The organism is Pseudomonas sp. CFBP 13727 (genome assembly GCF_014841915.1).
In the GTDB taxonomy this organism is placed as follows: Bacteria; Pseudomonadota; Gammaproteobacteria; order Pseudomonadales; family Pseudomonadaceae; genus Aquipseudomonas; species Aquipseudomonas baltica.
In genome coordinates, this window is the sequence record NZ_JACYUT010000003.1 from 286,906 (window position 1) to 312,686 (window position 25,781).

Sequence of the window (25,781 nt, forward strand, 5' to 3'; positions counted from 1 at the left end):
GGTAGGGAATAAAGGCGCGCAGTATATAGGGTTTTTGCCGCAAGAGCCCATCAGCGCCAGCTGCCATGCAAGCTGCGCCTTTATGGGGAGTATGGTTCTTGTCTGGGAGCAGGGCTTTGGTGGAACAGGCTCTGCCAGCAAGAGCCCACCGCTCACTCACCGTAGAATCGGACACTTGTGGGAGCGGGCTCTGCCCGCGAATGGCCCACCACCGAATCAGTGCGTGCGCGCCACCGCAAATTCACTCAGCTCGACCAGGGCATCCCGGTATTGGCTGGCAGGCAGCGCCTCCAGCTGAGCAATGGCCTTGGCCACATAATCGCGTGCCAGCTGCGCGGTGTAATCCAGCGCGCCACAATCCTCGACCGCAGCGCGGATGCGTTCCAGATCCTCGATCCCGCCCTTCTGGATCGCCTGGCGGACCAGCGCTGCCTGCTCGGCGGTGCCTTCACGCATGGTGTAGATCAGTGGCAATGTCGGCTTGCCCTCGGCCAGATCGTCGCCCACGTTCTTGCCGAGGGTCTCGGCGTCGCCGCGATAATCGAGCAGATCGTCGACCAGCTGGAAAGCGACGCCCAGGTGATCACCGAACGTGCGCAGCGCTTCGCACTGTTCGGGGGTGGCACCGGTGAGCGCCGCGGCGCTGTGTGCCGACGCCTCGAAGAGCATCGCGGTCTTGCCGCGGATCACTTCCATGTAGATTTCTTCGGTGGTGCTGGCGTCCCGCACCTTGGACAGCTGCAGCACTTCGCCCTCGGCAATGATGCGCGTGGCGTGCGACAGAATCTTCATCACCGACATCGAGCCCAGCTCGACCATCATTTCGAACGAGCGCGAATAGAGGAAGTCGCCCACCAGCACGCTTGGCGCGTTGCCCCACTTGGCATTGGCGGTGGAACGACCACGGCGCATGCCGGACATGTCGACCACGTCGTCATGCAGCAGGGTCGAGGTGTGTAACAGCTCGATGGTGGCTGCCAGCAGACGCAGGTCGTCGCTTTGATGGCCCAATGCTTTGCCGGCGAGGAGCACCAGCAGCGGCCGCAGGCGCTTGCCCCCAGAGGAGGTGATGTAGTCGCTGATCGTCGATACCAACGGCACGCGCGAGGTCAGCTGCTGCTTGATGATCCCGTCGACGGCGCTGAAATCGTCCGCCACCGCGCGGTAGAAAGCTTGGGGTTGCATCAGCGAGAGTCGCTCCAGAAGGGTTGCGCGGCATGCTAGGACGCGGGTCGGGGTGTGTCAAGGCGCGTCCATGGCCCTGCGCGCCCGTGTGCAGGGCCGGCACGGCCCGGTATGGCCCGTGAAAGGCGTTCTGCCAGGTCCGCCAAGCCGATGAGGCGACTGGCGGCCTCTTGTCAGAGGTTCGCCGCTTGCGTACAATCGCGCACCCTGAACTTCCTGGGCAGCACCTGCCTTACGCAATTGCATTTGGGGCGTTCCAACCCATGCAGCCATGCCAGCCGACACTCTACTTATAAAGAGCTGGGTGAGCAGGATTATCGGAGAAATACCATGTCGTACGCAGTAATCGTTACCGGTGGCAAGCAATACAAGGTCGCCCCAGGTGAATACCTGAAGATCGAGAAACTGGAAATCGCCACCGGCGAATCCGTTACCTTTGATCGCGTTCTGTTGGTCGCCAATGGCGACGACGTGAACATCGGCGCTCCAGTGGTTGCCGGCGCTACCGTTGTGGCTGAAGTGATTTCCCAAGGTCGTCACGATAAGGTCCGCATCATCAAGTTCCGTCGTCGTAAGCACCACATGAAGCGCATGGGCCACCGCCAGTGGTACACCGAGATCAAAATCACCGGTATTCAGGCTTAATTTCAGCCTAATTCCTCACTAGGAGAATTGACTCATGGCACACAAAAAAGCTGGTGGTAGTACCCGTAACGGTCGCGACTCAGAAGCCAAACGCCTTGGCGTGAAGATGTATGGCGGCCAGGCTATCATCCCAGGCAACATCATCGTGCGTCAGCGCGGCACCCAGTTCCACGCTGGCTACGGCGTTGGCATGGGCAAGGATCACACCCTGTTCGCGAAAGTCGCAGGCGTGATCAAGTTCGAAGTAAAGGGCGCCTTCGGTCGTCGTTACGTGAGCGTTGTCGCAGCTTAATCGCGACGTCGCTGGAGAAGCCCTGTCTTGCGACGGGGCTTTTTCGTTTTTGGAGTGAGTCTCTTGCAAAGGTTTGCATGGGCTGTCGGTACGAGAGTCATTGACGGGTTTGCCGCGCTCATTTTCGCAAGAGCCTTACGTTTCAGTTTCATTAGCTCGTCCCTGCGGCGAGAGGCGTATTTTTCATGAAGTTTGTAGATGAAGTATCCATCCGCGTGAAAGCGGGTGACGGTGGCAACGGCTGCATGAGCTTTCGCCGTGAAAAATTCATTGAGAATGGCGGCCCCAACGGCGGCGACGGTGGCGATGGCGGCTCGATCTACATGATCGCCGACGAAAACCTCAACACTTTGGTCGACTATCGCTATACCCGCCACTTCGATGCCGAGCGCGGCGCCAACGGTGGCAGCACCGATTGCACCGGCAAGAAAGGTGAAGACATGGAGCTGCGCGTACCGGTAGGTACCACGGTGATCGATGCTTCCACCCAGGAAGTGATCGGTGACCTGGTCAAGGCCGGTCAGCGCCTGCTCGTCGCACACGGCGGCTGGCACGGTCTGGGCAACACCCGCTTCAAGTCCAGTACCAACCGCGCGCCGCGCCAGACCAGTCCGGGCAAGCCGGGTGAGCAGCGTGACCTCAAGCTGGAAATGAAAGTGCTGGCCGATGTTGGCTTGCTGGGCCTGCCCAATGCTGGCAAGAGCACCTTCATCCGCTCGGTCTCCGCGGCCAAGCCCAAGGTGGCGGACTACCCGTTCACCACATTGGTGCCGAACCTGGGTGTGGTCAGTGTCGATCGCTGGAAGAGCTTCGTGGTAGCCGACATTCCCGGTCTGATCGAGGGCGCTTCGCACGGTGCCGGCCTGGGTATCCGCTTCCTCAAGCACCTGGCGCGTACGCGCGTGCTGTTGCACCTGGTCGACATGGCGCCGCTGGATGAAACCAGTGCTGCCGATGCCGCCGAAGTGATCGTCAACGAACTGGTCAAGTTCAGTCCGTCGCTGGCCGAGCGCGAGCGCTGGCTGGTGCTCAACAAGTGCGACCAGATTCTGGAAGAAGAGCACGAAGAGCGGGTCAAGGAAATCGTCGACCGCCTGGAGTGGGAAGGTCCGGTCTACGTGATCTCGGCCATCGCCAAGGAAGGTACCGAGCGCCTGAGCCGCGACATCATGCGCTACCTTGAAGACCGTGCCGATCGCCTGGCCCGTGACCCGGCCTATGCCGATGAGCTGGCCGAGCTCGACCAGCGCATCGAAGACGAGGCTCGCGCGCAGCTGCAGGCCCTGGATGATCAGCGCGCACTGCGCCGTAGCGGCGTGAAGAGCGTCCACGACATCGGCGATGACGACGATTGGGAAGAAGAAGACGCCGAAGACGGCCCGGAAATCATCTACGTCCGCGACTAGTGCGTATGGGTGCAGGTCCCGCTCCTGTAGGAGCGGCCCGCGGCCGCGAAGGGCGCACCGCGGTGTGCCTGGCACTCCACGGTGTCTTCTTCGCAGCCGATGACCGCTCCCACAGTGATCTCCAGTGTTAAACTAAGCGCCGCTCACCATGAGCGGCGTTTTTGTTTTTCTACCGGGCAAAGGTTGGCAGATGATGCGGAGCAAGGTGACGGGTGCGCAGCGTTGGGTCGTGAAGATCGGCAGTGCGCTGCTGACCGCGGACGGCAAGGGTCTGGATCGCGCGGCGATGAGTGTCTGGGTCGAGCAGATGGTTGCTTTGCACAATGCCGGGGTCGAGCTGGTGCTGGTCTCTTCGGGGGCTGTAGCGGCCGGCATGAGTCGTCTTGGATGGGTCAAGCGCCCCAGTGGCATGCACGAGCTGCAGGCTGCCGCCGCCATCGGCCAGATGGGGCTGGTGCAGGCCTGGGAGTCTAGCTTTGCCGAGCATGGCCGGCACACCGCGCAGATCCTGCTGACCCACGACGACCTCTCCGATCGCAAGCGCTACCTCAATGCGCGCAGTACCCTGCGGACCCTGGTCGAGCTGGGCGTGGTGCCGGTCATCAATGAAAACGATACCGTGGTCACCGACGAAATCCGCTTCGGCGACAACGACACCCTGGCGGCCCTGGTGGCCAACCTGGTGGAGGCGGACCTGCTGGTGATCCTCACCGATCGCGATGGCATGTTCGATGCCGATCCGCGCACCAACCCCGATGCACAATTGATCTTCGAAGCGCGTGCCGACGACCCATCGCTGGATGCGGTTGCCGGCGGTACCGGCGGCGCGCTGGGGCGTGGCGGCATGCAGACCAAGCTGCGCGCCGCACGCCTGGCGGCTCGCTCCGGGGCGCATACGGTGATCGTCGGTGGCCGTATCGAGCGCGTGCTCGATCGGCTCAAGGCCGGCGAGCGCCTGGGTACGCTGCTGTCGCCCGAGCGTGAAATGCTCGCCGCGCGCAAGCAATGGCTGGCCGGACACTTGCAGACCCGCGGCACCCTGGTGCTCGACGAAGGGGCCGTGCAAGCCTTGACCGGTGGCCACAAGAGCCTGCTGCCGGTAGGTGTGAAAGTGGTCCAGGGAAGTTTTCGGCGGGGTGAAATGGTGGTGTGCGTGGCGCCCGATGGTCGCGAGATCGCACGTGGCCTGGCCAACTACAGTGCGCTGGAAGCCCAGAAAATCATTGGTCAGTCGTCGGACGTTATCGAGCGCTTGCTGGGCTATATGGCCGAGCCCGAGCTGGTGCACCGCGACAACCTGATCCTCGTTTGATCCCTACAGGAACGTTTCCATGAAAGTGCTCAAAGCCCTCGCGGCTGCCATGTTGTGCCTGCCGATGCTGGCGAGTGCCGAGGAAATCGGCCAGGTGTCCACGGTGTTCAAGGTTGTTGGTCCCAACGATCGCATCGTCGTCGAGGCGTTCGATGATCCCAAGGTGCCAGGGGTGACCTGTTATCTGTCGCGCGCCAAGACGGGCGGAGTGAAGGGTGGCCTGGGCCTGGCGGAAGACCGTGCGGAAGCGTCCATCGCCTGCCGCCAGGTCGGGCCGATCCAGCTGCCGGGCAACTTGAAGGAGGGCGAGGAAGTGTTCAAGGAGCGCACCTCGCTGGTGTTCAAGACCATGCAGGTGGTCCGTTTTCACGACAAGAAGCGCAACGCCCTGGTGTATCTGGTCTACAGCGACCGCATGATCGAAGGCAGCCCGCAAAACGCCGTGACCGCCATCCCCATCCGCCCCTGGACCGAATAACCGCGTTGCACCCTTCGCGGCCGATGACCGCTCCTACGGAAGACATGCATGGCCCACCGTAGGAGCGGTCATCGGCCGCGAAAAGGGCACTGCGGTGTGTCAGGTAAGCCGCGTCGCACCCTTCGCGGCCACGGACCGCTCCTACGGAAGACATGCATGGCCCACCGTAGGAGCGGTCATCGGCCGCGAAAAGGGCGCCGCGGTGTGTCAGGTAAGCCGCGTCGCACCCTTCGCGGCCACGGACCGCTCCTACGGAGGACATGCATGGCCCACCGTAGGAGCGGTCATCGGCCGCGAAAAGGGCGCCGCGGTGTGTCAGGTAAGCCGCGTTGCACCCTTCGCGGCCACGGACCGCTCCTGCGGAAGACATGCATAGCCCACCGTAGGAGCGGTCATCGGCCGCGAAAAGGGCACTGCGATACCGGCACATTCACACGGGCACAAAAAAGCCGACCCTGGGGTCGGCTTTTTCTACATCGTACAGCTGATCAGGCAGCAGCAGCCTGGTTCAGTGCTTTGATGTGGCCGTTCAGACGGCCCTTGTGGCGAGCAGCCTTGTTCTTGTGGATGATGCCTTTATCGGCCATACGGTCGATAACTGGCACGGCCAGAACGTAAGCAGCTTGTGCTTTTTCTGCGTCTTTTGCGTCGATGGCTTTGACTACATTCTTGATGTAGGTGCGAACCATGGAACGCAGGCTGGCGTTGTGGCTGCGACGCTTCTCAGCCTGTTTTGCACGTTTTTTGGCGGAAGGTGAGTTGGCCACCGTCGAGCTCCTCGAAAGACTTTTTGAAATAGCAAACAAATAAGGCCGCGAATCATGCCCATCAACGAGTTGGTTGTCAAGGGTACGTGAGACGATCCGCTAAGTGGTTGGTCGGGTGTCGAAGTGATTCACTTCTGGCCCGCGACCTGTACACTCGCGAAGTTCTGGCTCTGCCTGCTGATGCGGCGCGGAGTATCGCACACCTGGGCCGGATATGGGCCTGCTCTTCGTCAACGGGCATGAAAAACTTTCGATGAACCTACTTAAATCCCTGGCCGCGGTCAGCTCCATCACCATGGTTTCGCGGGTGTTGGGCTTCGTCCGCGACACCATCATTGCGCGCATTTTCGGCGCCGGCATGGCCACCGATGCCTTCTTCATCGCTTTCAAGCTGCCCAACCTGCTGCGCCGGATCTTCGCCGAAGGCGCCTTCTCTCAGGCGTTCGTGCCCATTCTCGCCGAGTACAAGAGCCAGCAGGGCGAGGAGGCCACGCGTACCTTCATTGCCTACGTCGCCGGCCTGCTGACCCTCGCACTGGCGCTGGTGACGGTGGCCGGGATCCTCTCTGCGCCGTGGGTGATCTGGGCAACCGCTCCGGGTTTTGCCGATACCCCGGAGAAATTCGCGCTCACCAGCGATCTGTTGCGGGTGACCTTTCCTTATATATTGCTGATTTCGCTGTCGTCCTTCGTCGGTGCCATCCTCAACACCTACAACCGCTTCTCGGTTCCAGCTTTCACGCCCACGCTGCTGAACGTGTCGATGATCCTGTTTGCCCTGTTCCTCACGCCCTATTTCGATCCGCCGGTCATGGCGCTCGGCTGGGCCGTGCTGGCGGGTGGGTTGGCGCAATTGCTCTATCAACTGCCGCATCTGAAAAAGCTCGGCCTGCTGGTGCTGCCACGCCTGAGCCTGCGCGATACCGGTGCCCTGCGGGTGATGAAGCAGATGCTGCCGGCAATCCTCGGTGTATCGGTGAGCCAGATTTCGCTGATCATCAATACCGTGTTCGCCTCGTTCCTGGTGGCCGGCTCGGTGTCCTGGATGTACTACGCCGACCGCCTGATGGAGCTGCCGTCGGGGGTATTGGGCGTAGCCTTGGGCACGATCCTCCTGCCGACCCTGGCCAAGACCTACGCCAACAGGGATCGTCATGAATACTCGCGCATCCTCGACTGGGGGCTGCGCCTGTGTTTCGTGCTGGTCCTGCCGTGCGCGGTGGCCCTGGCGTTGCTCGCCGAGCCCTTGACCGTGGCGTTGTTCCAGTACGGCAAGTTCACCGCGCTGGATGCGGCCATGACCCAGCGCGCGCTGATCGCCTATTCCATCGGCCTGCTGGGGATCATTCTGATCAAGGTGCTGGCGCCCGGGTTCTACGCCCAGCAGAACATTCGCACGCCGGTGAAGATCGCCATCTTCACCTTGGTGGCGACACAGGTTTTCAACCTGATGTTCATCAGCCATCTGCAGCACGCAGGCCTGGCGCTGGCCATCAGCCTGGGCGCCTGCCTGAACGCCGGGTTGCTGTACTGGAAGCTGCGTCAGCAGGACCTGTTCCAGCCGCAGCCGGGCTGGACCGCCTTTCTGTGCAAATTGGGCGTGGCCGTGCTGGCCATGGCCGCTGCCTTGCTGGTGCTGCTGCAGTACATGCCGGCCTGGGCCGACGGGCAGATGCTCGAGCGCTTCCTGCGCCTGGGGCTGTTGGTGTTGACAGGCGTGCTAGTGTATTTCGGAATGTTGTTGGCCATGGGCTTCCGCCTCAAGGACTTCGCTCGCCGCGGGCTGGCGTGATCCTCGAGCGCACTGGCTGCCCTTGGCCGCGAGCGGTTTTATGCGTTAGCGAACATCCATGCACGCTGTTGCCTGTCGTCGACGCGTGGGTATGGTTATAATCGACCACTTTATGAGCAAGAAGCGCGTTATGCAGCTGGTTCGAGGCCTTCACAATCTGCGGCCCCAGCATCGGGGCTGCGCCGCCACCATTGGCAATTTCGACGGTGTCCATCGTGGCCACCAGGCTATTCTGGCCCGGCTGCGCGAGCGTGCCCGCGAGTTGGGCGTGCCCAGTTGTGTGGTCATCTTCGAGCCCCAGCCGCGCGAATACTTCAGCCCGCAGACCGCGCCGGCACGTCTGGCCCGGCTGCGCGACAAAGTGCAGCTGCTGGCTGCGGAACAGGTCGATCTGGTGCTGTGCCTGGCCTTCAACAAGCGCCTGAGCCAGCTCAGTGCGTCGGAGTTCGTCGACACCATCCTGATCGACGGCCTGGGCGTGAAACATCTGGAGGTTGGTGACGACTTCCGCTTCGGCTGCGACCGGGCAGGGGACTTCGATTTCCTGACCCAGGCCGGCAGCCTCCAGGGCTTTACCGTCGAGTCGGCGCAGACCGTCGAAATGGACGGCGTCCGCGTCAGCAGCACCCAGGTCCGCAAGGCTCTGGCTGCGGCCGACTTCGAACGTGCCGGGCAGTTGCTCGGCCGGCCCTTCTGCATCGAAGGAAGGGTCCTGCATGGGCAGAAGCTGGCCCGCCAACTGGGCTGGCCCACTGCCAATGTGCAACTCAAGCGCCGTCGCGCGCCGCTCACCGGGGTATACCTGGTCAGTGTCGACATCGACGGCAAGACCTGGCCAGGAGTCGCCAACATAGGCGTGCGGCCAACCGTTGCAGGTGATGGCAGTGCCCACCTGGAAGTGCATTTGCTGGACTTTGCCGGTGACCTCTATGGCCGGCATTTAACGGTGGCGTTCCACCACAAGCTGCGTGATGAGCAGCGTTTCGCCTCGCTTGAGGCGCTGAAGTCGGCGATCGATGCGGATGTCGCCGCCGCGCGTGCCCACTGGGCCAAGCCAACCGCTTAAATTGAAGAGCCTGAAATGACCGACTACAAAGCCACGCTAAACCTTCCGGACACCGCCTTCCCAATGAAGGCCGGCCTGCCCCAGCGCGAGCCGCAAACTCTGCAGCGCTGGGACAGCATTGGCCTGTACCAGAAGCTTCGCGAGATTGGCAAGGACCGTCCCAAGTTCGTCCTGCACGACGGCCCGCCCTATGCCAACGGCAATATCCACATCGGTCACGCGGTCAACAAGATCCTCAAGGACATGATCACCCGTTCCAAGACCCTGGCCGGCTTCGATGCGCCGTACGTGCCGGGCTGGGACTGTCATGGCCTGCCGATCGAGCACAAGGTCGAAGTCACCCACGGCAAGAATCTGGGCGGCGACAAGACCCGCGAACTGTGCCGCGCCTATGCCAGCGAGCAGATCGAAGGGCAGAAGGCCGAGTTCATCCGTTTGGGCGTATTGGGCGACTGGGCCAACCCGTACAAGACCATGAGCTTCCCCAACGAGGCCGGCGAGATCCGTGCCCTGGCCGAAATGGTCCGCAACGGCTTCGTGTTCAAGGGCCTCAAGCCGGTGAACTGGTGCTTCGATTGCGGCTCGGCCCTGGCCGAGGCCGAGGTCGAGTACGCCGACAAGAAGTCGCCGACCATCGACGTCGCTTTCCCGATCGCCGACCAGCAGGCCCTGGCCGACGCCTTCGACCTGCCCGGCCTGGAGAAGCCGGCCAGCATCGTGATCTGGACCACCACCCCGTGGACCATCCCGGCCAACCAGGCGCTCAACGTCCATCCAGAATTCACCTACGCCCTGGTCGACGTCGGTGATCGCCTGCTGGTGCTCGCCGAAGAACTGGTCGAGAGCTGCCTGGCGCGCTACAGCGTGCAAGGTACGGTGCTCGCCACTACCGTGGGTGCCAAGCTCGAGCTGATCAACTTCCGACATCCGTTCTATGACCGCCTGTCGCCGGTGTACCTGGCCGACTACGTCGAACTGGGCGCGGGCACCGGTGTGGTTCACTGCTCGCCTGCCTATGGCGTGGACGACTTCAACATCTGCAAGCAGTACGGGCTGACCAACGACGACATCATCGGCCCGGTGCAGAGCAATGGCGTGTATGTCGAATCGCTGCCGTTCTTCGGCGGCCAGTTCATCTTCAAGGCCAACCCGAACATCGTCGACAAGCTGACCGAAGTCGGTGCGTTGATGCACACCGAAGTGGTCAGTCACAGCTACATGCACTGCTGGCGTCACAAGACCCCGCTGATCTACCGCGCTACCGCGCAGTGGTTCGTCGGCATGGACAAGCCACCTGTCGAAGGCGACACCCTGCGCGAGCGCGCGGTGAAAGCCATCGAGGAAACCAAATTCGTTCCGGCCTGGGGCCAGGCACGCCTGCACTCGATGATCGCCAACCGTCCCGACTGGTGCATCTCGCGCCAGCGCAACTGGGGCGTGCCGATTCCGTTCTTCCTCGACAAGGCCACCGGTGAACTGCACCCGCGTACCGTCGAGCTGATGGAAGAGGTGGCCAAGCGCGTCGAAGTCGAAGGCATCGAAGCCTGGTTCAAGATGGACGCCGCCGAGCTGCTGGGCGATGACGCCGCCAACTACGACAAGATCAGCGACACGCTGGACGTCTGGTTCGACTCGGGCACCACCCACTGGCACGTGCTGCGCGGCTCGCACCCGATGGGCCACGAAAGCGGCCCGCGTGCCGACCTGTACCTGGAAGGTTCGGACCAGCACCGCGGCTGGTTCCACTCTTCGCTGCTGACCGGCTGCGCCATCGACAACCATGCGCCGTATCGCGAGCTGCTGACCCACGGTTTCACCGTGGACGAAAACGGCCGCAAGATGTCCAAGTCGCTGGGCAACGTCATCGCCCCGCAGAAGGTCAACGACACCCTGGGTGCCGACATCATGCGGCTGTGGGTTTCGGCCACCGACTATTCGGGCGAAATGGCCGTGTCGGACACCATCCTGCAACGCAGTGCCGACGCCTACCGTCGCATCCGCAACACGGCGCGCTTCCTGCTCTCCAACCTCAGCGGCTTCAACCCGGCCACCGACCTGCTGCCGGCCGATCAGATGATCGCCCTGGACCGTTGGGCCGTTGACCGGGCGCTGCTGCTGCAACGCGAGCTGGAAGAGCACTACGGCGAATACCGCTTCTGGAACGTCTACTCCAAGGTGCACAACTTCTGCGTGCAGGAGCTGGGCGGCTTCTATCTGGACATCATCAAGGATCGCCAGTACACCACCGGCGCCAACAGCGTTGCCCGGCGTTCCTGCCAGACCGCGCTGTACCACATCAGCGAGGCGCTGGTGCGTTGGATCGCGCCGATCCTGGCGTTCACCGCCGACGAGCTGTGGCAGTACCTGCCGGGCGAGCGCAACGAATCGGTGATGCTCAACACCTGGTACCAGGGCCTGAGCGAGTTGCCCGAGGGCTTCGAGCTGGATCGCGCCTACTGGGAACGCGTGATGGCGGTGAAGACCGCAGTCAACAAGGAAATGGAAAACCTGCGCGCCGCCAAGGCCATCGGCGGCAACCTGCAGGCCGAAGTGACCCTGTACAGCGAAGACGCCCTGAACACCGACCTGGCCAAGCTGGGCAACGAGCTGCGCTTCGTGCTGATCACCTCGGGTGCCACCTTGGCACCATTCGCCCAGGCTCCGGCCGATGCGGTGGTCACCGAGGTCGCCGGACTGAAGCTCAAAGTGGTCAAGTCGAGTGGCGTGAAGTGCGCGCGTTGCTGGCACTTCCGTGACGACGTGGGCATGGACCCCGAGCATCCGGAAATCTGTGGGCGCTGCGTCGACAACATCAGCGGTGACGGCGAGGTGCGCCACTATGCCTGATTCGTCGGCGTCCTTCGGTCGCTACGGCCACTTGAAGTGGCTGTGGCTCAGCGTGTTGGTGATGGTGCTGGACCAGGCCACCAAGTTCTATTTCGACGGCACCCTGCAGATGTACGAGCAGATCGTGGTCATTCCCGACCTGCTCAGCTGGACCCTGGCCTACAACACCGGCGCCGCCTTCAGCTTCCTGGCCGACAGTGGCGGCTGGCAGCGCTGGCTGTTCACCCTGATCGCCGTGGTGGTCAGCGTGGTGCTGGTGGTCTGGCTCAAGCGCCTGGGGCGCAGCGACACCTGGCTGGCGATAGCGCTGGCCCTGGTGCTGGGCGGCGCGGTCGGCAACCTGTTCGACCGTGTCGTGCTCGGCCATGTGGTCGACTTCATTCTGGTGCATTGGCAGGATCGCTGGCGGTTCCCGGCGTTCAACCTGGCCGACAGCGCCATCACCGTCGGTGCGATCATGCTGGCGTTGGATATGTTCAAGAGCAAGAAAACCGGAGAAGCGGTGAATGACTGAGCAGCGCATCAGGGAAAACACTGAAGTGACCTTGCACTTCGCCCTGCACCTGGAAAACGGCGACACCGTCGACAGTACGTTCGACAAGTCGCCAGCGACCTTCAAGGTCGGCGATGGCAACCTGTTGCCGGGTTTCGAAGCCGCCTTGTTCGGCTTCAAGGCCGGCGACCGACGGACCGTGAAGGTGCTGCCGGAAAACGCTTTCGGCCAGCCCAATCCGCAGAACGTGCAAGTCATGCCAGCCTCGCAGTTCGCGAACATGGAGCTGTCCGAAGGGTTGCTGGTGATCTTCAACGACGCGGCCAACACCGAGCTTCCGGGCGTGGTGAAAGCATTCGACGACAACGAAGTGACGGTAGACTTCAACCACCCGTTGGCAGGCAAGACCCTGACCTTCGAGGTGGAAATTCTTTCGGTCACCGCCCTTTAAGGGCACCGAGGCAAGCATGCAAATCAAACTCGCCAATCCCCGTGGCTTCTGCGCGGGTGTGGACCGAGCGATCGAGATCGTCAACCGCGCCCTGGAAGTCTTCGGCGCACCGATCTATGTCCGCCACGAAGTGGTGCACAACAAGTTCGTGGTCGAAGACCTGCGCAATCGTGGCGCCATCTTCGTCGACGAACTCGACCAGGTGCCTGACGACGTCATCGTCATCTTCAGTGCCCACGGCGTTTCCCAGGCCGTGCGCCAGGAAGCGGCCGGGCGCGGCCTGAAGGTGTTCGATGCAACGTGCCCGCTGGTCACCAAGGTGCACATCGAAGTGGCTCGCTACAGCCGCGACGGCCGCGAGTGCATTCTCATCGGCCACGCCGGGCATCCGGAAGTCGAAGGCACCATGGGGCAGTACGATGCCAGCAACGGCGGCGCCATCTACCTCGTCGAAGACGAGAAAGACGTTGCCAACCTGAATGTGATCAACCCTGAAAACCTTGCCTTCGTGACCCAGACGACCTTGTCGATGGACGACACCAGCCGGGTCATCGACGCGTTGCGCGCGCGCTTCCCGGCCATTGGCGGGCCGCGCAAGGACGACATCTGCTACGCCACGCAAAACCGCCAGGACGCCGTCAAGATCCTGGCCGACGAGTGCGACGTGGTACTGGTAGTGGGCAGCCCGAACAGCTCCAACTCCAACCGGCTGCGCGAGCTGGCCGAGCGAATGGCCACCCCGGCGTACCTGATCGACGGCGCGCAGGACATGCAGCAAGGCTGGTTCGACGGCGTGCAGCGTATCGGCATTACCGCTGGCGCCTCGGCGCCCGAGGTGCTGGTGCGCGGTGTCATCGAGCAACTGCACGCCTGGGGTGCGACCGGTGCCGACGAGTTGATCGGTCGGCCGGAGAACATCACGTTCTCGATGCCCAAGGAATTGCGGGTGAAGACGATCGGTTAGCGCGGTTTGCCGCACCAGTCGGCAGACTGCGGATCTGGAAGATCAGTGATTCGGACCCTGCCGACCCAGTCGATCACGACGCGCCAACGTAACCGTGCGCGCTTCGGATCGCAAAAAAACAGAGACCCGGCATTTGACTCCCCTTTGACGCCGGCAGGTGCGCCGAAACTATCGAAGCGCACCTCGTGGCGTACCCATTTATTGCCGATGACAGGCACCTTGCCATCGAGGATATGGGTATTGAGGTGCGTACCTCTGGCGGTGCTCAGACCTCGAATATCCAGCAGTGTGACCCAGCCCCAACCCCAGCCCCGGTGGAACCCCCTTACCACCACAGGCGTCTGCCGCAGGATCGCTTCCGACCGGGCCATGCGCAATGTGAAAGCAAGTTCCTGCGCCACCACTTTTCGCCGCTGCTCCTGCAGAAACTCATGCAGGGCTGGCATGGCAATCGCAGCCAGTATCGCGACCACCGCCAGCACCACCACCAGCTCCACTAACGTAACTCCTTTACTGTACATGCCAACCCTCCCTGGGTTTCCCTGCAATAGGCGCTGATCCCTCTAGAACAACCGTATATCCTGTGCGCGCACCGAACCGCGCGAGCGCTGGTTTATAGTCGATGCTCTTGGGGGAGGCGTCCAATGCGGCATGGTTACAAGGGGTTTACGCTGGTCGAGCTGATGGTGACCATCGCAGTGCTGGCCATACTGGTGACCATAGGAATCCCGTCGTTTGTCGGCCTGATCAACAACACCAAGGCTGACACCGAGTCGACAGATTTGTACCGCGCCCTCAACTATGCGCGCCTCGAGGCGATAAACCGGGGAGCGAGCATACGTGTCACGCCCTCGGTCGCGAACGACTGGACCAGCCGCCTCGATATTCAAGTCGTCAATGCTGGCGTCGTGACCAACCCGGTGTTACGCGTGATTGCAGACATGTCTGCGTCAGCTGTAGTGAAACCCAACAACATTGCCAACATCGAGTACAACAATTTGGGCGCACTGGCCAATCCCGTCACGGCAGTCGCGTTTTCCTACACGCAGGGTACCTACACCAAGGCCATCGGTGTGTGCCTCAACGGGCGCGTGATACTGGGGGGCACCTGTCCATGAGCATGCGCAGGGGGCAAGCAGGGGTCAGCCTGATCGAGGTCCTGGTTTCGCTGCTGATCATGGGGATCGGCCTGCTCGGGGCAGCAGCGTTGCAGCTCAACGCCCTGAAGTTCACCGACAGCTCGGCGCTCACCAGCCAGGCCAGTTTCATTGCCTATGACATGATGGACCGCATTCGTGCCAACCCCGACGCCAACTACGTGCTGGCCAACCTCGATGCGGCACCCGCGGGCAACGCAAGCGACGTCCGGGCCCAGGATCTTGCCGATTTCGCCGCCAATGCCAAGGCCATCGGCGGAGTCAGTGCGGGCAGCAGCATCGCCGTGAACAACCGCGTCGTTACTATCACTCTGCAGTGGAGTGACGCGCGTGCGACCAACGCCGCCAACGTTTCCAATGTGCAGAGCGTCGGCGATGGCCTGCAGAGTTTCACGCTGACCAGTCGCGTGGCCATCGACAAGGGGATCAAATGAGACGCTCATCCCGAGGCATTGGCCTGATCGAGCTGATGGTCGCCATGACCCTGGGCCTGGTCATCGTGTTGGGCGTCACCCAGATATTTCTCACGGCGAAGAATACTTACCAGAGCCAGAACGCTGCGGCGGGCATTCAGGAAGATGGACGCTTTCTGATGAGCAAGATGGCCCAGGAAATTCGCATGACAGGGTTTTTTGGCTGCCAAGCCAATCCGCTCGACAGCACGCTTACCAAAGACTTCACCGCCGCGTACGCCTCGCCGATCACTATTACCCGCGGCACTAACAACAGCGTGATTCTCACGTTGATCACTGCCGACGTGGGCAATAACGGCGCCAATGCCGACTGGAACATTCTTACTGACTGCCGCAGTTTTTCAACAGCCTACTTACCGGCAGCCATGCCTGCCGCACTGGCTGGTCAGCAGGTCATTCCGATACGTCGGGTCGTCTATACCTTTGCCAACAATCAAGTGTTGGCGGGTAGTTTAGCCAACAGCCAAAGCCCGTTGATCAGCAACGTGCTGGCTTTTGACGTGACTTTCGGCGTGGCCTCATCCGCGGCTAACATCAATGCCAGCAGCTACGTTGCCACGCCTACCAACTTCGACTTGATCCGCAGTGTGCGCATCAGTTTGCAGCTCGCCGACCAGGCGGCTGCACCCAATACCCGCGCGCAAACCCGGACTTTCAACACCGTGATTGCCTTACGCAATCGGCTGCTGTGATGAGGACTCAATGAGTATGCACACCCATTACAGCGCAACGAGCACGCAACGTGGGATGACGTTGGTAGTGTGCCTGGTCTTTCTGCTCTTGCTGACTTTGATCGGCGTGTCGTCGATGCAGAACGCGACATTGCAGGAAAAGATGGCAGGCAGCGTGACCCTGCGCAACGGCTCGTTCCAGATAGCCGAAGCCATGCTGCGCATTGGCGAAAATACAGTGAAGCCAGAAGCCTACACCCTGACTTTCTGCAATACCGCAGTTACCTGTGCCCCGCCGACCAACGCCAATACCATTGGCACCAGCAACTATATTGCCGCCAATGGTGTGGTTTGGGTGCAGTCCGGGTCTGGCTATTACGCCATTCAGAAAGTGGGTACCACCAACAACCCGTCGATTCTTGCAAGTGGTTCGCCAATCAACACCACCAAAAAATTCTATGAGCTGTATCGCATTACCGGGGTAGGCATCCAGGGTACTTCGCGAACGGTGCTGGAGAGTGTCTATGCCAAGCAGCAGTAGAATGCGCGGCGTGATCAAGTTCTGTTCCGGGATACTTGCTGGATTGTACGTCAGTGCTCCGCTGTATGCCTTCGCACCAGCGGACTCTCCGTTGCTCAGCTCGGGGTCGGTCACGCCCAATGTGATGTTGCTGGTGGATGACTCCGGTAGTATGAATAACCTGATCCGCACAGCCGACTTCAATCAGGCTACCAGTCGTCCAACGATCTATAACTGCTACTACGCCACGTTCTGCGACCGATTCAGTGTCACAAACATCGACATGGACAGTGAAAATCTGTTCTACAGCAGTTTCAACCGGGGTGGATGCTCATTCGGTTATTCGGGATTCACGCGAGGTACCAACACGGTGTATTGCCTGCGCCTCCCGGATCCGGTGGGCAACGGCAGCACCCGCTATTCATCACGGTACATCTCTTACCTGATTGACCGGCTGCCGAGCGGCAGCACCAGCCGTGACTACATTGCCGACACAACGGTGCCCGGAGACTATCGGATCAACGTTGCACGAGACGCGGCGACCGCGCTGGTCAACGCCAATCGCAACCTGCGTATCGGTCTGGCCACCTTTAACCCGCCGGCTCCCGGCAACCCAGGCCCGGGTGGCAATATTCCCCGCGCGATTGCCGACTTGAGCGCCAACAGTTCTACCACCACAGCCCAAGCTAACAGCAACTACAACGCATTGATCAATGCCATCGGCGACCTAGGCGCCATCGCCAACACACCGTTGGCGGAAGCCTACTACGAGGTGACGCGTTATTTCAGGGGGATGACGCCTTACTACAACAGCACGCCCAATACCTACACCAGCCCTATCCAGTACCGCTGCCAAAAGAACTACGGGGTAGTGATCACTGACGGCCTGCCTACTTATGACCGCACTTTCCCCACCAATGACCCACTCGGGGGATCAAGGCTGCCAAACTGGGACGGTGACAGCAGCAATGATGGCGATAATCTGACTGGTGACGGTGAGGGTGACACGTTGTACCTGGATGACATCGCCAAGTTTGCCAATGATATTGACATGCGGTCCGGCGGGACAGATACCGCCGGCAAGAGCTGGGATGCTGCGGATTTTCCCAAGCAGAACATGTCCACTTACACAGTAGGCTTCGCTGCCGACAATCAGATGCTGAAAGATGCGGCTGAAAAGACCGGTTATGGGCAGGGCAAATACTATCAAGCCACTGATGCTGCAGGCTTGAGCGCTGCCTTGACCGCTGCGCTTAACGATATTGCTTCCAAGGCTGGTTCAGGCGGGGGCGGTTCGGTCAACTCGGTCAATCTCACAGCGTCTTCGCAGTACTATCAAACATTCTACGACCCGACCGACTGGCGCGGTACGGTACGCGCCTATAACCTGGACAGTTCAGGCAATCCAGGCGCAACGGCGGTATGGAGCACGGATGACAAGGTTAAGTCGGCCGGGACTACGATTTTTCAGTCGTGGAACATACTCACCAGCCAGCCCATCGCACTATCATTGCTGAATTTCTCTCCTGCCCAGATCGCTACCCTGGCCGTCGGTGCATCGAGTCTCAACACTCTCCTCAATCCAGTTACCGCCAATGACCTGATCGAGTGGACGAAAGGCACCAACAAGACCGGGCTGAAGACGCGCTCGGTATTGCTGGGCGACATCATCAACTCACCCTTGGTGTATGCCTCGCCCACTGCCATTACCACTACCGACACGACAGGCGATTTCAGCTATACCACGTACCTTGGGACCAAGGCTGCGAGCATGAACCCCGCTCTGGTTGTCAACAGCAATGATGGGATGACCAACGTTTTGAATACCGATGGCACAAGGCGTTATGCCTATCTGCCATCTACCACGTTGGCCAATTTGAACGCAGTAGCCAACCCCAACTATATCAATGGTGTTGGCCATAAGTTCTTGAATGACGGTCAGTTGACTGTCGCAGACGCTCAAATCAACAACGGCTGGAAAACGCTGGCTTTGGGCGGCGTAGGGGCTGGCGGCAGGGCTTATTATGCGTTGCAGCTGTTTGAAGCCGGTGGTAGCAATACCACCCGTGCCCTTTGGGAAATCAACAGTAACACCACGGGCTACAGCAACATGGGCTATGCCTATGGCAAGCCGGAAGTGGCCCGATTGAAAGACGGTACCTGGGCAGCCTTCATCTCGAACGGTTACGGCAGTACGACGGGGCGCGCGTCGCTGTTTGTGATCAATCTGGCTACCGGCGCGTTGATCAAAGAGATCCAGACCCCGATCGTTACAACAGGCGAAACCGACAACGGTCTGTCCTCGGTAGCGCTGGACATCAACAGCCAAGGCGTTATTCAGTACGCCTATGGTGGCGATCTGAAAGGGCGCATGTGGAAATTTGATTTCACCAGTACCACGAACGGCGTGGTCGGGTTCGCCAATACGCCACTGTTCACGGCTTCGGGTGGCGCGACCCAAGCTATCACCGCACAGCCAACCATAGGCAATTATACTCTGGGCCGGCAGATCATCTTCTTTGGTACAGGCAAGCTCAACGAGGTGGCGGACAAAACTACAACTACGACGCAGGCTTTCTACGCCATCGTCGACGCCAATGGCTCGACCGCGAACTACACCGAGTCGTTACTACAACGCCAGACCATCACCAATATCACCGGCACCAAGGTCTACACCAGCCAGAATGAGGTGGACTACAACACCCGCAAGGGGTGGTACATGCCGCTGACCTACGGCACCACATCGACAGGGGAGCGGGTGCTTTATCCACCCTTGTTGATCGACGGTAACATTTTTTTCACTACCGCTATTCTTGACGTTTCGGACCCGTGTTCGAGCGCTGGGTCAAGTAAGCTGATGGAAGTGAACGCCGAAAATGGCAAGATGATCACGAATTTCAATATCCTGAACGGTACTGAGGCAACTGCGGGAATGATCGTATCGGGAGGTTTGATCAATACCGCATCAATGATCTCTTATGTCGATTCCAATGGGAATGACATGGTTGCTATCCAACTGCCTAGCACGGGTGACTCTACGACAGGCAGTGGCGGCGGATCTCCTAAACAACAGGTGGTTTCCCCGAACCGCCGTATCATGTGGCAACAACGACAATGAGTGTCCGTATGCGCAGGCAAAAAGGCTTCACCCTTATCGAGTTGATGATCGTGGTCGCCATCGTCGGCATCCTTGCCGCCATCGCCTACCCCAGCTACACCGAGTACGTGAAGCGCACGCACCGGGTGGAGATCGGCCAGGTGCTGGCCGAAGGTGCGCAGAATTTCGAGAGGGGGTTCACACGGACCGGCAGCTACGCCAACGTGCCCGACGTGGCGGGCAATGCCTGGTACAACATCGTGACGGCAAAGGACGCCACCACGTTCAGCCTGACGGCCGCGCCGAAGCCCGGCAGCATGATGGTCGGTGACAAGTGCGGCAGTTTCGTCATCAATCAAACCGGCGCGCGGACCAACACCGGCATGGCTGCCGGCAACACCTCTGCCACCTGCTGGGGCCGCTGAGCCTTCTTTGGAATCGTTTCATGTCTGACCATGTGTTGGTTGTCGGCGGCGGTGTGATGGGCCTGCTGACGGCCTACAATCTTGCTGCACATGTGGGTCGCATTACCCTGATCGACCGCAGCGCGGTCGGCCAGGAGTCTTCCTGGGCCGGCGGTGGCATCGTTTCGCCGCTGTATCCCTGGCGCTACAGCCCGGCGGTTACGGCGTTGGCGCATTGGTCGCAGGATTTCTATCCGCGCCTGGGGCAGCGCCTGGCCGTCGATACGGGCATCGATCCGCAGGTGTACACCACCGGTTTGTACTGGCTGGACCTGGACGATGAAGCCGAGGCGCTTGCCTGGGCACGGGCCAATGGTCGGCCACTGGCGGCGGTGGATATTTCAGCCACCTACGAGGCAGTGCCGGTGCTGGGGCCCGGGTTCGGGCGCGCGATCCATATGGCCGATGTCGCCAATGTGCGCAATCCACGCTTGATCAAGGCTTTGAAAGCGGCCTTGTCGGCGATGCCCAACGTGACGGTGCGCGAGCAGTGTGAAGTGCAGGGTTTTTTGCTCGATGGCCAGCGGGTGGTCGGCGTGCATTCAGCGCAGGGGGAGGTGCTGGCCGACGAGGTGGTGCTGACCGCGGGTGCCTGGAGCGGTGAGTTGTTGCAGACCCTGGGCATCGACTTGCCGGTGGAGCCGGTGAAGGGGCAGATGATCCTGTTCAAATGTGCAGCCGATTTTTTGCCGAGCATGGTGCTGGCCAAGGGGCGCTATGCCATTCCCCGTCGCGATGGGCATGTATTGATCGGCAGCACGCTGGAGCATGCGGGCTTCGACAAGACGCCAACGGTAGAGGCGCTGAACAGCTTGAAGGCCTCGGCGGTCGATCTGCTGCCGGCCCTGGCCGAGGCCACGCCGGTGCAGCAGTGGGCTGGGTTGCGTCCGGGGTCGCCGGATGGGGTACCGTTCATTGGTGCGCTGCCGCGGCATCCGGGTTTGTGGTTGAACTGCGGTCATTACCGTAATGGGTTGGTGCTGGCGCCAGCGTCGTGTCGCCTGCTGGCCGACCTGCTGCTGGGTCGCGAAGCCGTGATCGATCCAGCCCCCTACGCGCCGCAAAACCGCATCCCCCTGTAGCAGCGGCGCGAGCCGCGTCCGGCCGCACCGCGTTCATTCAGGCACACTGCATACACCGCCGACGCGGCTTGCGCCGCTGCTACGGGGATCCCGTTGTCCTGTAGCAGCGGCGCAAGCCGCGTCCGGCCCCACCGCGTTCATTAGGCGCACCACACAAACCCTGTAGCAGCGGCGCGAGCCGCGTCCGGGTTTGACGCGGTGGCAGGGAATCAATCCAGGCCCAGCTTTTTCAGGCGGTAGCGCATCGAGCGGAACGACATGTTCAGCCGCTGCGCTGCTGCCGTGCGGTTCCAGCGGGTTTCTTCCAGCGCTTGCAGGATGAGCTTGCGCTCGACGCTTTCCAGGTAGTCTTCCAGGTTGTCGACCTGGGCCAGGCTGGGTTCGCCGGACTCCACGCTGACTGCCGTTTCGCTCAGGCGCAGGTCGCTCGCCTCGATGCGATCGTCTTCGCACAGGGTGTAGGCCCGTTCGAGCATGTTTTCCAGTTCGCGCACGTTGCCGGGAAAGCGGTAGCCCTTGAGGGTTTCCAGTGCCGCTGGGGTCAACTGCGCGGGCGGCAGGCCACTGCCCTGCGCCAGGCGTGCCAGCACGCTGGCAGCCAGCAGCGGAATGTCTTCACGGCGCTCGCGCAGGCAGGGCACGCGAAGCTCGATCACGTTGAGTCGGTAGTAGAGGTCCTGGCGAAAACGCTGCGCCGCCACCTCGGCTGCGAGGTCCTTGTGGGTCGCGCTGAGAATGCGCACATCGACCACGTTTTCGGTCTGCCCACCCACGGCGCGCACGGCCTTTTCCTGGATGGCGCGCAGCAGCTTCACCTGCATGGTCAACGGCAGGTCGGCCACTTCGTCGAGAAACAGCGTGCCGCCATTGGCCGCCTGAAACAGCCCCGGCTTGTCTTCGGTGGCACCGGTGAAACTGCCCTTGCGATGGCCGAAGAATTCGCTCTCCATCAGCTCGGCGGGGATGGCCCCACAGTTGACCGGAATGAACGGTCGATCCGCCCGCGGTCCCTGTTCGTGAATCAGCCGGGCGACCAGCTCCTTGCCGCTGCCCGACTCACCGCTGATGTAGACCGGCGCCTGACTGCGCGCCAGCCGGCCAATCTGCTTGCGCAGCCCCAGCATGGGTGGCGAATCGCCGAGCAGGCGTTGGTCGATGCTCGGTTCCTTGCCGACCGGGGCGGGCGCCGGCATGCGCAGCGCGGTGCCGACCAGCTCGCGCAGGCGCGGCAGGTCGACCGGCTTGGTGAGGAAATCGAAGGCACCGGCCTTGAGCGCATTGATGGCGGTGTCCAGGCTGCCGAACGCGGTGATCATCGCCACCGGCAGGTGCGGGTAGCGCTGCTGGATGAACTGCACCAGCTCAAGACCCGTGCCGTCGGGCAGGCGCATGTCGGTCAGGCACAGGTCGAACGATTCGCGCCCCAGCCATTCGCGGGCCTCGTTGACGTCGCGTGCGCTGCGGGTTTCCAGTTTCATGCGGCCGAGGGTGATCTCCAACAGTTCGCGGATGTCCGGCTCGTCATCCACGATCAGAATTTTTTGCCTGGCGCTCATAGTCATCCCTGTTTGCGCGGGTGGGCGAAGGTGATGCGCATGCAGCTGCCCCCTTTTTCACGTGCTCTGTAGTCTAGGTGGGCCTGGTTGCTTTCGCACAGCTCGCGGGAAATATACAGGCCCAGCCCGGTGCCGTTGCTTTCGGTGGTGAAGAAAGGCTCGAACATGTGCTGCAACTGATCGGCGGCAAAGCCCGGACCATCGTCCAGCACCTCGAGGATCGGCAGGCCGTCGGTCGGCTCCACGAAAAGATTCAACCAGACCTGCGCGCGACCCTGTTGCTGGGCGCTGTAGCGCAGGCCGTTTTCCACCAGATTGTTCAATACCTGGGTCAGCTGGTTGGCATCCATGCGGGTTTCCAGGGTGCCGTCGCTGACGTACATGTGCAGTTGCTGGCCCGGGCGCGCGGTGGTGCGAAAGTCACTGACGAAGTTTTCCAGCCACGCCTTGAGGTCCAGCGGATGCGGTGCGCTGGGGCGCCGGCGCGACAGCTGCAGCACGTTCTCGATGATCAGGTTCATGCGCTTGCATTGATCCTGAATGATCTGCGTCAGACGCCGGTCGGCTACCGGCAGGGCTTCGGATTCCTGCAGCAATTGCCCGGCATGGCTGATGGCGCCCAGCGGGTTGCGGATCTCGTGGGCGATGCTGGCCGTAAGTCGGCCGAGCGCGGCCAGCTTGAGTTGCTGGGCCTGCTGCGCGATCTGCGACAGGTCTTCGAGAAACACCAGGGTCTGCTGCTGTTCACCGCCGCGACGCAGGGCAATGAAGCTGGCCTGGATCGACGGCCCGGTAGGGGAGAACTTGAGGCTTTTCACGCGCAGGGCAGGGTTGGTCTGCCACTGCAGCAACCGTTCGATCAGGTCGGGTGAGTGGACGGCGATCAGCTCACCATTAAGTGTCATGCGGCCAAAAAGCCCCAAGGCGCCCTGGTTGGCCAGTTGCACCCGCAGTTCGGTGTCCAGCACCAGGATGCCGGTGCGCATGCGCTGCAGAATCAGCGCGTTCAGGGCTTCCAGACTGGTGACGTCGCTGGCGCGCTGCTCGGCCAGGTTCTCACTGGTGCGCAGCAGGCGACTGAGGCCTTGAACCACGAACCACACGGCGAAGCAGAGCACACCCAGAGTGCTGGCCTGCAGGTAGTCGTTGGCGGCAGTGGGGCGCGAGATGCTCAGGTAGAACGTCAGGTAGATGATGCCGATGGTGGCCAGCGCGGCGATCAACAGGCCCAGGCGGTTGCGCAGCAGCAGATTGCCCATGGCCACCGAGGCGATCATCAGGTTGCCGATACCGCTGGGTGTACCGCCGCCGGCGTAGAACAGGCCCGCGAGCATGATCACGTCGGCAGTGGCCAGGCTGAACACCGGCAACACCCTGCGCGGGTTGCCCATCAGCACCACGACCAGGATGTTGAGGATCAGGTACAGCCAACTGCCGGCGCGAAACAGTTCGCCATCGGCCACTTCCAGCAGGCGGTTGTCCATGTTGCTGGAAATCAGCAGGACCAGCGACAGGCCGATGGTCAAGCGGTAGAGGTGGTACAGGCGCAGCATCCGCTGCGCCTGGGCGCCGCCGAGAAACTGCGCTTCAGCGGGCACCGTTGCCGGGCCCTTGCTCCAGGTGCGGCTTGCTGCAATACCAGTGGCTGTCGCGGCGCAGCGCGCTGTCTTCTGGCAGATGCACGCCGCACTGGGCGCATCGAACCATGCTCAGCGATGCCGGCTTGTCATCCTGGCGAGGCGCGCGCGCCGGGTTCTTGAATTTGCGCCACAGCCAAATGGCGGCGAACACGACGGCGATCCAGAAAATCAGGCGAATCATGGGATGGTCAGCTTTGCCAGGGGAGATGGCGCAGTGTAGGAGCGCGCCCGATGCGGAGCAAGCGGCGAAAAAAAAGGGGCCATCAGGCCCCTTTTTTCAATGCAACCCAGCTTCAGTCGAACAGACCGAAGGTGGCGTAGCTGAACCATGAACGGCTCTTGCCTTCTTCGGCGTTTGGCTGCTGCTGGTCGGCGGTGCCGCCGTCTTCAGGTGGCAGCAGTTCTTTCGGAATGGCGTCGCGCGCTTCCTGATACTGACGCTGCACATCCTGGTTGGCGCGGGTTTCGCCCGGCGGCAGCGGGTCGGTGTTGTTGCCGATCCAGCCCAGGGTGGCCTTGGAGATCCACGAGCGGTTGTCCGCTTCGTCCTGCTGGGGCACGAACTTGCCGTCTTCCAGGCTCGGGTGATCCGGGTAGTTGGTTTTCAGGGTGTCGAGGCTGGTCGCGGCCAGGTCGTCCAGGTGCAGACGCATGTAGGCTTCGGTCATCACCGCCAGGCCGTCGCCGACGGACGGCGTTTCCTGGAAGTTTTCCACCACGTAGCGGCCACGGTTGGCAGCAGCGACGTAGGCCTGACGGGTCAGGTAGTAGTCAGCCACGTGGATCTCGTAGGACGCCAGCAGGTTGCGCAGGTAGATCATGCGCTGCTTGGCATCGGGCGCGTAGCGGCTGTTGGGGTAGCGGCTGGTGAGCTGGGCGAACTCGTTGTAGGAGTCGCGGGCAGCACCCGGGTCACGCTTGGTCATGTCCAGCGGCAGGAAGCGCGCCACCAGGCCACGGTCCTGGTCGAACGAGGTCAGGCCCTTGAGGTAATAGGCGTAGTCGACGTTCGGGTGCTGCGGGTGCAGGCGAATGAAACGCTCGGCAGCCGACTTCGCCGCTTCCGGCTCGGAGTTCTTGTAGTTGGCGTAGATCAGCTCGAGCTGCGCCTGGTCGGCATAGCGGCCGAACGGATAACGCGACTCCAGCGCCTTGAGCTTGGCCGTAGCACTGGTGTAGCTATTGTTGTCCAGGTCGGCCTGCGCCTGCTGGTACAGCTCGACTTCGCTGAGGTTTTCATCGACCACTTCCTTGGTCGAAGAACAGGCCGCGGTGAATCCGAGGATGGCGATCAGCAGCAGGTGTTTCACTTGCATGGCGGCTAGCGTCCCTATAAACGGCCGCTGTCTCGGGCGTGGCCGTCCTGTTATGATGAGCACCCCGTGGAACCACCGGGGCAAAAGACGCCGTATTTAACCACAAG

At 61.5% G+C, this 25,781-nt stretch carries 25 protein-coding genes; 18 read left to right on the plus strand and 7 right to left on the minus strand.

The genetic code is table 11. The annotated features are described in order from the left end of the window. Nucleotides 1–216: 216 nt before the first annotated feature. Nucleotides 217–1,185: a polyprenyl synthetase family protein gene (locus tag IFT76_RS11950; protein WP_192058535.1), complete on the minus strand. Its 969-nt coding sequence runs from the start codon at nucleotides 1,183–1,185 to the stop codon at nucleotides 217–219. Between the two features lie 330 nt (nucleotides 1,186–1,515). Between IFT76_RS11950 and rplU the strand changes: the two genes are divergently transcribed. The 5 genes from rplU to IFT76_RS11975 all read left to right on the plus strand — a co-directional run bounded on the left by rplU (nucleotide 1,516) and on the right by IFT76_RS11975 (nucleotide 5,318). Then, the gene (rplU, locus tag IFT76_RS11955) at nucleotides 1,516–1,830 is read left to right on the plus strand and encodes a 50S ribosomal protein L21 (protein ID WP_003176051.1); all 315 of its coding nucleotides are present in this window, start codon (nucleotides 1,516–1,518) and stop codon (nucleotides 1,828–1,830) included. A gap of 34 nt (nucleotides 1,831–1,864) precedes the next feature. After that, on the plus strand, nucleotides 1,865–2,122 hold the full coding sequence (gene rpmA / locus IFT76_RS11960) for a 50S ribosomal protein L27 (protein ID WP_008371588.1): 258 nt from the start codon (nucleotides 1,865–1,867) through the stop codon (nucleotides 2,120–2,122). A gap of 185 nt (nucleotides 2,123–2,307) precedes the next feature. Next, nucleotides 2,308–3,528: an Obg family GTPase CgtA gene (cgtA, locus tag IFT76_RS11965; RefSeq protein WP_043192803.1), complete on the plus strand. Its 1,221-nt coding sequence runs from the start codon at nucleotides 2,308–2,310 to the stop codon at nucleotides 3,526–3,528. Between the two features lie 193 nt (nucleotides 3,529–3,721). Further along, on the plus strand, nucleotides 3,722–4,840 hold the full coding sequence (gene proB / locus IFT76_RS11970) for a glutamate 5-kinase (RefSeq protein ID WP_122475717.1): 1,119 nt from the start codon (nucleotides 3,722–3,724) through the stop codon (nucleotides 4,838–4,840). Between the two features lie 19 nt (nucleotides 4,841–4,859). Next, nucleotides 4,860–5,318 (plus strand): CreA family protein, encoded by a 459-nt coding sequence (locus tag IFT76_RS11975; protein ID WP_122475332.1) that lies wholly within the window; start codon nucleotides 4,860–4,862, stop codon nucleotides 5,316–5,318. Between the two features lie 488 nt (nucleotides 5,319–5,806). Here IFT76_RS11975 and rpsT read toward each other — a convergent pair whose 3' ends face one another. Beyond that, entirely contained in the window at nucleotides 5,807–6,085 is a 279-nt protein-coding gene (gene rpsT / locus IFT76_RS11980) for a 30S ribosomal protein S20 (RefSeq protein ID WP_043192805.1), read from the minus strand. Nucleotides 6,086–6,338: 253 nt separating this feature from the next. On the opposite strand from rpsT, the gene murJ reads away from it, so the two are divergent. The 6 genes from murJ to ispH all read left to right on the plus strand — a co-directional run bounded on the left by murJ (nucleotide 6,339) and on the right by ispH (nucleotide 13,698). Next, the gene (murJ, locus tag IFT76_RS11985) at nucleotides 6,339–7,877 is read left to right on the plus strand and encodes a murein biosynthesis integral membrane protein MurJ (protein ID WP_192058537.1); all 1,539 of its coding nucleotides are present in this window, start codon (nucleotides 6,339–6,341) and stop codon (nucleotides 7,875–7,877) included. A gap of 130 nt (nucleotides 7,878–8,007) precedes the next feature. Beyond that, nucleotides 8,008–8,943 (plus strand): bifunctional riboflavin kinase/FAD synthetase, encoded by a 936-nt coding sequence (gene ribF, locus IFT76_RS11990; RefSeq protein ID WP_122475330.1) that lies wholly within the window; start codon nucleotides 8,008–8,010, stop codon nucleotides 8,941–8,943. Between the two features lie 15 nt (nucleotides 8,944–8,958). Continuing rightward, nucleotides 8,959–11,790, plus strand: a complete 2,832-nt coding sequence (gene ileS, locus IFT76_RS11995) for an isoleucine--tRNA ligase (RefSeq protein WP_192058539.1) — start codon at nucleotides 8,959–8,961, stop codon at nucleotides 11,788–11,790. Then, nucleotides 11,783–12,304 (plus strand): signal peptidase II, encoded by a 522-nt coding sequence (lspA, locus tag IFT76_RS12000; protein ID WP_122475327.1) that lies wholly within the window; start codon nucleotides 11,783–11,785, stop codon nucleotides 12,302–12,304. The genes ileS and lspA overlap by 8 nt, the downstream gene beginning before the upstream one ends. Further along, entirely contained in the window at nucleotides 12,297–12,734 is a 438-nt protein-coding gene (fkpB, locus tag IFT76_RS12005) for an FKBP-type peptidyl-prolyl cis-trans isomerase (protein ID WP_122475325.1), read from the plus strand. Before lspA ends, fkpB begins: the two co-directional genes overlap by 8 nt. A gap of 16 nt (nucleotides 12,735–12,750) precedes the next feature. Further along, on the plus strand, nucleotides 12,751–13,698 hold the full coding sequence (gene ispH, locus IFT76_RS12010; RefSeq protein WP_185795209.1) for a 4-hydroxy-3-methylbut-2-enyl diphosphate reductase: 948 nt from the start codon (nucleotides 12,751–12,753) through the stop codon (nucleotides 13,696–13,698). On the opposite strand, the gene IFT76_RS12015 is transcribed toward ispH, so the two are convergent. Next, nucleotides 13,695–14,219: a GspH/FimT family protein gene (locus IFT76_RS12015; protein ID WP_185795210.1), complete on the minus strand. Its 525-nt coding sequence runs from the start codon at nucleotides 14,217–14,219 to the stop codon at nucleotides 13,695–13,697. The two genes, ispH and IFT76_RS12015, sit on opposite strands and share 4 nt — an antisense overlap. Nucleotides 14,220–14,342: 123 nt before the next feature. Between IFT76_RS12015 and IFT76_RS12020 the strand changes: the two genes are divergently transcribed. Genes IFT76_RS12020 through thiO form a run of 7 tightly spaced genes read left to right on the plus strand, consistent with a single transcriptional unit; the run spans nucleotide 14,343 to nucleotide 21,162 of the window. Continuing rightward, nucleotides 14,343–14,816: a GspH/FimT family pseudopilin gene (locus IFT76_RS12020; RefSeq protein WP_185795211.1), complete on the plus strand. Its 474-nt coding sequence runs from the start codon at nucleotides 14,343–14,345 to the stop codon at nucleotides 14,814–14,816. Further along, complete coding sequence (gene pilV, locus IFT76_RS12025) at nucleotides 14,813–15,289, plus strand: type IV pilus modification protein PilV (protein ID WP_192054759.1); 477 nt, start codon at nucleotides 14,813–14,815, stop codon at nucleotides 15,287–15,289. The genes IFT76_RS12020 and pilV overlap by 4 nt, the downstream gene beginning before the upstream one ends. Continuing rightward, nucleotides 15,286–16,020, plus strand: coding sequence for a PilW family protein (locus IFT76_RS12030; RefSeq protein ID WP_185795213.1), 735 nt, complete (start codon nucleotides 15,286–15,288; stop codon nucleotides 16,018–16,020). Before pilV ends, IFT76_RS12030 begins: the two co-directional genes overlap by 4 nt. Nucleotides 16,021–16,036: 16 nt before the next feature. Beyond that, complete coding sequence (locus IFT76_RS12035; RefSeq protein WP_446730995.1) at nucleotides 16,037–16,540, plus strand: pilus assembly PilX family protein; 504 nt, start codon at nucleotides 16,037–16,039, stop codon at nucleotides 16,538–16,540. After that, nucleotides 16,524–19,637 carry a pilus assembly protein gene (locus IFT76_RS12040; protein ID WP_446731101.1) on the plus strand — a complete coding sequence of 1,038 codons (3,114 nt, stop codon included), beginning with the start codon at nucleotides 16,524–16,526 and terminating at the stop codon, nucleotides 19,635–19,637. The genes IFT76_RS12035 and IFT76_RS12040 overlap by 17 nt, the downstream gene beginning before the upstream one ends. Before the next feature lie 8 nt (nucleotides 19,638–19,645). Beyond that, nucleotides 19,646–20,041: a type IV pilin protein gene (locus IFT76_RS12045; RefSeq protein WP_192054754.1), complete on the plus strand. Its 396-nt coding sequence runs from the start codon at nucleotides 19,646–19,648 to the stop codon at nucleotides 20,039–20,041. Nucleotides 20,042–20,061: 20 nt separating this feature from the next. Beyond that, nucleotides 20,062–21,162, plus strand: a complete 1,101-nt coding sequence (gene thiO, locus IFT76_RS12050) for a glycine oxidase ThiO (protein ID WP_192058542.1) — start codon at nucleotides 20,062–20,064, stop codon at nucleotides 21,160–21,162. 209 nt (nucleotides 21,163–21,371) lie between these two features. Here thiO and IFT76_RS12055 read toward each other — a convergent pair whose 3' ends face one another. From IFT76_RS12055 to IFT76_RS12070, 4 genes are all read right to left on the minus strand, one after another. Beyond that, the gene (locus IFT76_RS12055) at nucleotides 21,372–22,718 is read right to left on the minus strand and encodes a sigma-54-dependent transcriptional regulator (RefSeq protein WP_192058544.1); all 1,347 of its coding nucleotides are present in this window, start codon (nucleotides 22,716–22,718) and stop codon (nucleotides 21,372–21,374) included. 2 nt (nucleotides 22,719–22,720) lie between these two features. Continuing rightward, entirely contained in the window at nucleotides 22,721–24,316 is a 1,596-nt protein-coding gene (locus tag IFT76_RS12060; protein WP_446731066.1) for a sensor histidine kinase, read from the minus strand. Next, a complete protein-coding gene (locus tag IFT76_RS12065) occupies nucleotides 24,306–24,539 on the minus strand; it encodes a PP0621 family protein (protein ID WP_122475309.1) in 234 nt (77 codons plus the stop codon). The genes IFT76_RS12060 and IFT76_RS12065 overlap by 11 nt, the downstream gene beginning before the upstream one ends. Nucleotides 24,540–24,651: 112 nt before the next feature. Continuing rightward, complete coding sequence (locus IFT76_RS12070; RefSeq protein ID WP_185795218.1) at nucleotides 24,652–25,674, minus strand: outer membrane protein assembly factor BamD; 1,023 nt, start codon at nucleotides 25,672–25,674, stop codon at nucleotides 24,652–24,654. Between the last annotated feature and the right edge of the window lie 107 nt (nucleotides 25,675–25,781).

Excerpts from the sequence above, each read along its gene's own strand:
- IFT76_RS11950 (WP_192058535.1), bottom strand. The coding sequence starts at position 1,185 with ATGCAACCCCAAGCTTTCTACCGCGCGGTGGCGGACGATTTCAGCGCC.
- rplU (WP_003176051.1), top strand. The coding sequence starts at position 1,516 with ATGTCGTACGCAGTAATCGTTACCGGTGGCAAGCAATACAAGGTCGCC.
- rpmA (WP_008371588.1), top strand. The coding sequence starts at position 1,865 with ATGGCACACAAAAAAGCTGGTGGTAGTACCCGTAACGGTCGCGACTCA.
- cgtA (WP_043192803.1), top strand. The coding sequence starts at position 2,308 with ATGAAGTTTGTAGATGAAGTATCCATCCGCGTGAAAGCGGGTGACGGT.
- proB (WP_122475717.1), top strand. The coding sequence starts at position 3,722 with ATGCGGAGCAAGGTGACGGGTGCGCAGCGTTGGGTCGTGAAGATCGGC.
- IFT76_RS11975 (WP_122475332.1), top strand. The coding sequence starts at position 4,860 with ATGAAAGTGCTCAAAGCCCTCGCGGCTGCCATGTTGTGCCTGCCGATG.
- murJ (WP_192058537.1), top strand. The coding sequence starts at position 6,339 with ATGAACCTACTTAAATCCCTGGCCGCGGTCAGCTCCATCACCATGGTT.
- ribF (WP_122475330.1), top strand. The coding sequence starts at position 8,008 with ATGCAGCTGGTTCGAGGCCTTCACAATCTGCGGCCCCAGCATCGGGGC.
- ileS (WP_192058539.1), top strand. The coding sequence starts at position 8,959 with ATGACCGACTACAAAGCCACGCTAAACCTTCCGGACACCGCCTTCCCA.
- lspA (WP_122475327.1), top strand. The coding sequence starts at position 11,783 with ATGCCTGATTCGTCGGCGTCCTTCGGTCGCTACGGCCACTTGAAGTGG.
- fkpB (WP_122475325.1), top strand. The coding sequence starts at position 12,297 with ATGACTGAGCAGCGCATCAGGGAAAACACTGAAGTGACCTTGCACTTC.
- ispH (WP_185795209.1), top strand. The coding sequence starts at position 12,751 with ATGCAAATCAAACTCGCCAATCCCCGTGGCTTCTGCGCGGGTGTGGAC.
- IFT76_RS12015 (WP_185795210.1), bottom strand. The coding sequence starts at position 14,219 with ATGTACAGTAAAGGAGTTACGTTAGTGGAGCTGGTGGTGGTGCTGGCG.
- IFT76_RS12020 (WP_185795211.1), top strand. The coding sequence starts at position 14,343 with ATGCGGCATGGTTACAAGGGGTTTACGCTGGTCGAGCTGATGGTGACC.
- pilV (WP_192054759.1), top strand. The coding sequence starts at position 14,813 with ATGAGCATGCGCAGGGGGCAAGCAGGGGTCAGCCTGATCGAGGTCCTG.
- IFT76_RS12030 (WP_185795213.1), top strand. The coding sequence starts at position 15,286 with ATGAGACGCTCATCCCGAGGCATTGGCCTGATCGAGCTGATGGTCGCC.
- IFT76_RS12035 (WP_446730995.1), top strand. The coding sequence starts at position 16,037 with ATGCACACCCATTACAGCGCAACGAGCACGCAACGTGGGATGACGTTG.
- IFT76_RS12040 (WP_446731101.1), top strand. The coding sequence starts at position 16,524 with ATGCCAAGCAGCAGTAGAATGCGCGGCGTGATCAAGTTCTGTTCCGGG.
- IFT76_RS12045 (WP_192054754.1), top strand. The coding sequence starts at position 19,646 with ATGCGCAGGCAAAAAGGCTTCACCCTTATCGAGTTGATGATCGTGGTC.
- thiO (WP_192058542.1), top strand. The coding sequence starts at position 20,062 with ATGTCTGACCATGTGTTGGTTGTCGGCGGCGGTGTGATGGGCCTGCTG.
- IFT76_RS12055 (WP_192058544.1), bottom strand. The coding sequence starts at position 22,718 with ATGAGCGCCAGGCAAAAAATTCTGATCGTGGATGACGAGCCGGACATC.
- IFT76_RS12065 (WP_122475309.1), bottom strand. The coding sequence starts at position 24,539 with ATGATTCGCCTGATTTTCTGGATCGCCGTCGTGTTCGCCGCCATTTGG.
- IFT76_RS12070 (WP_185795218.1), bottom strand. The coding sequence starts at position 25,674 with ATGCAAGTGAAACACCTGCTGCTGATCGCCATCCTCGGATTCACCGCG.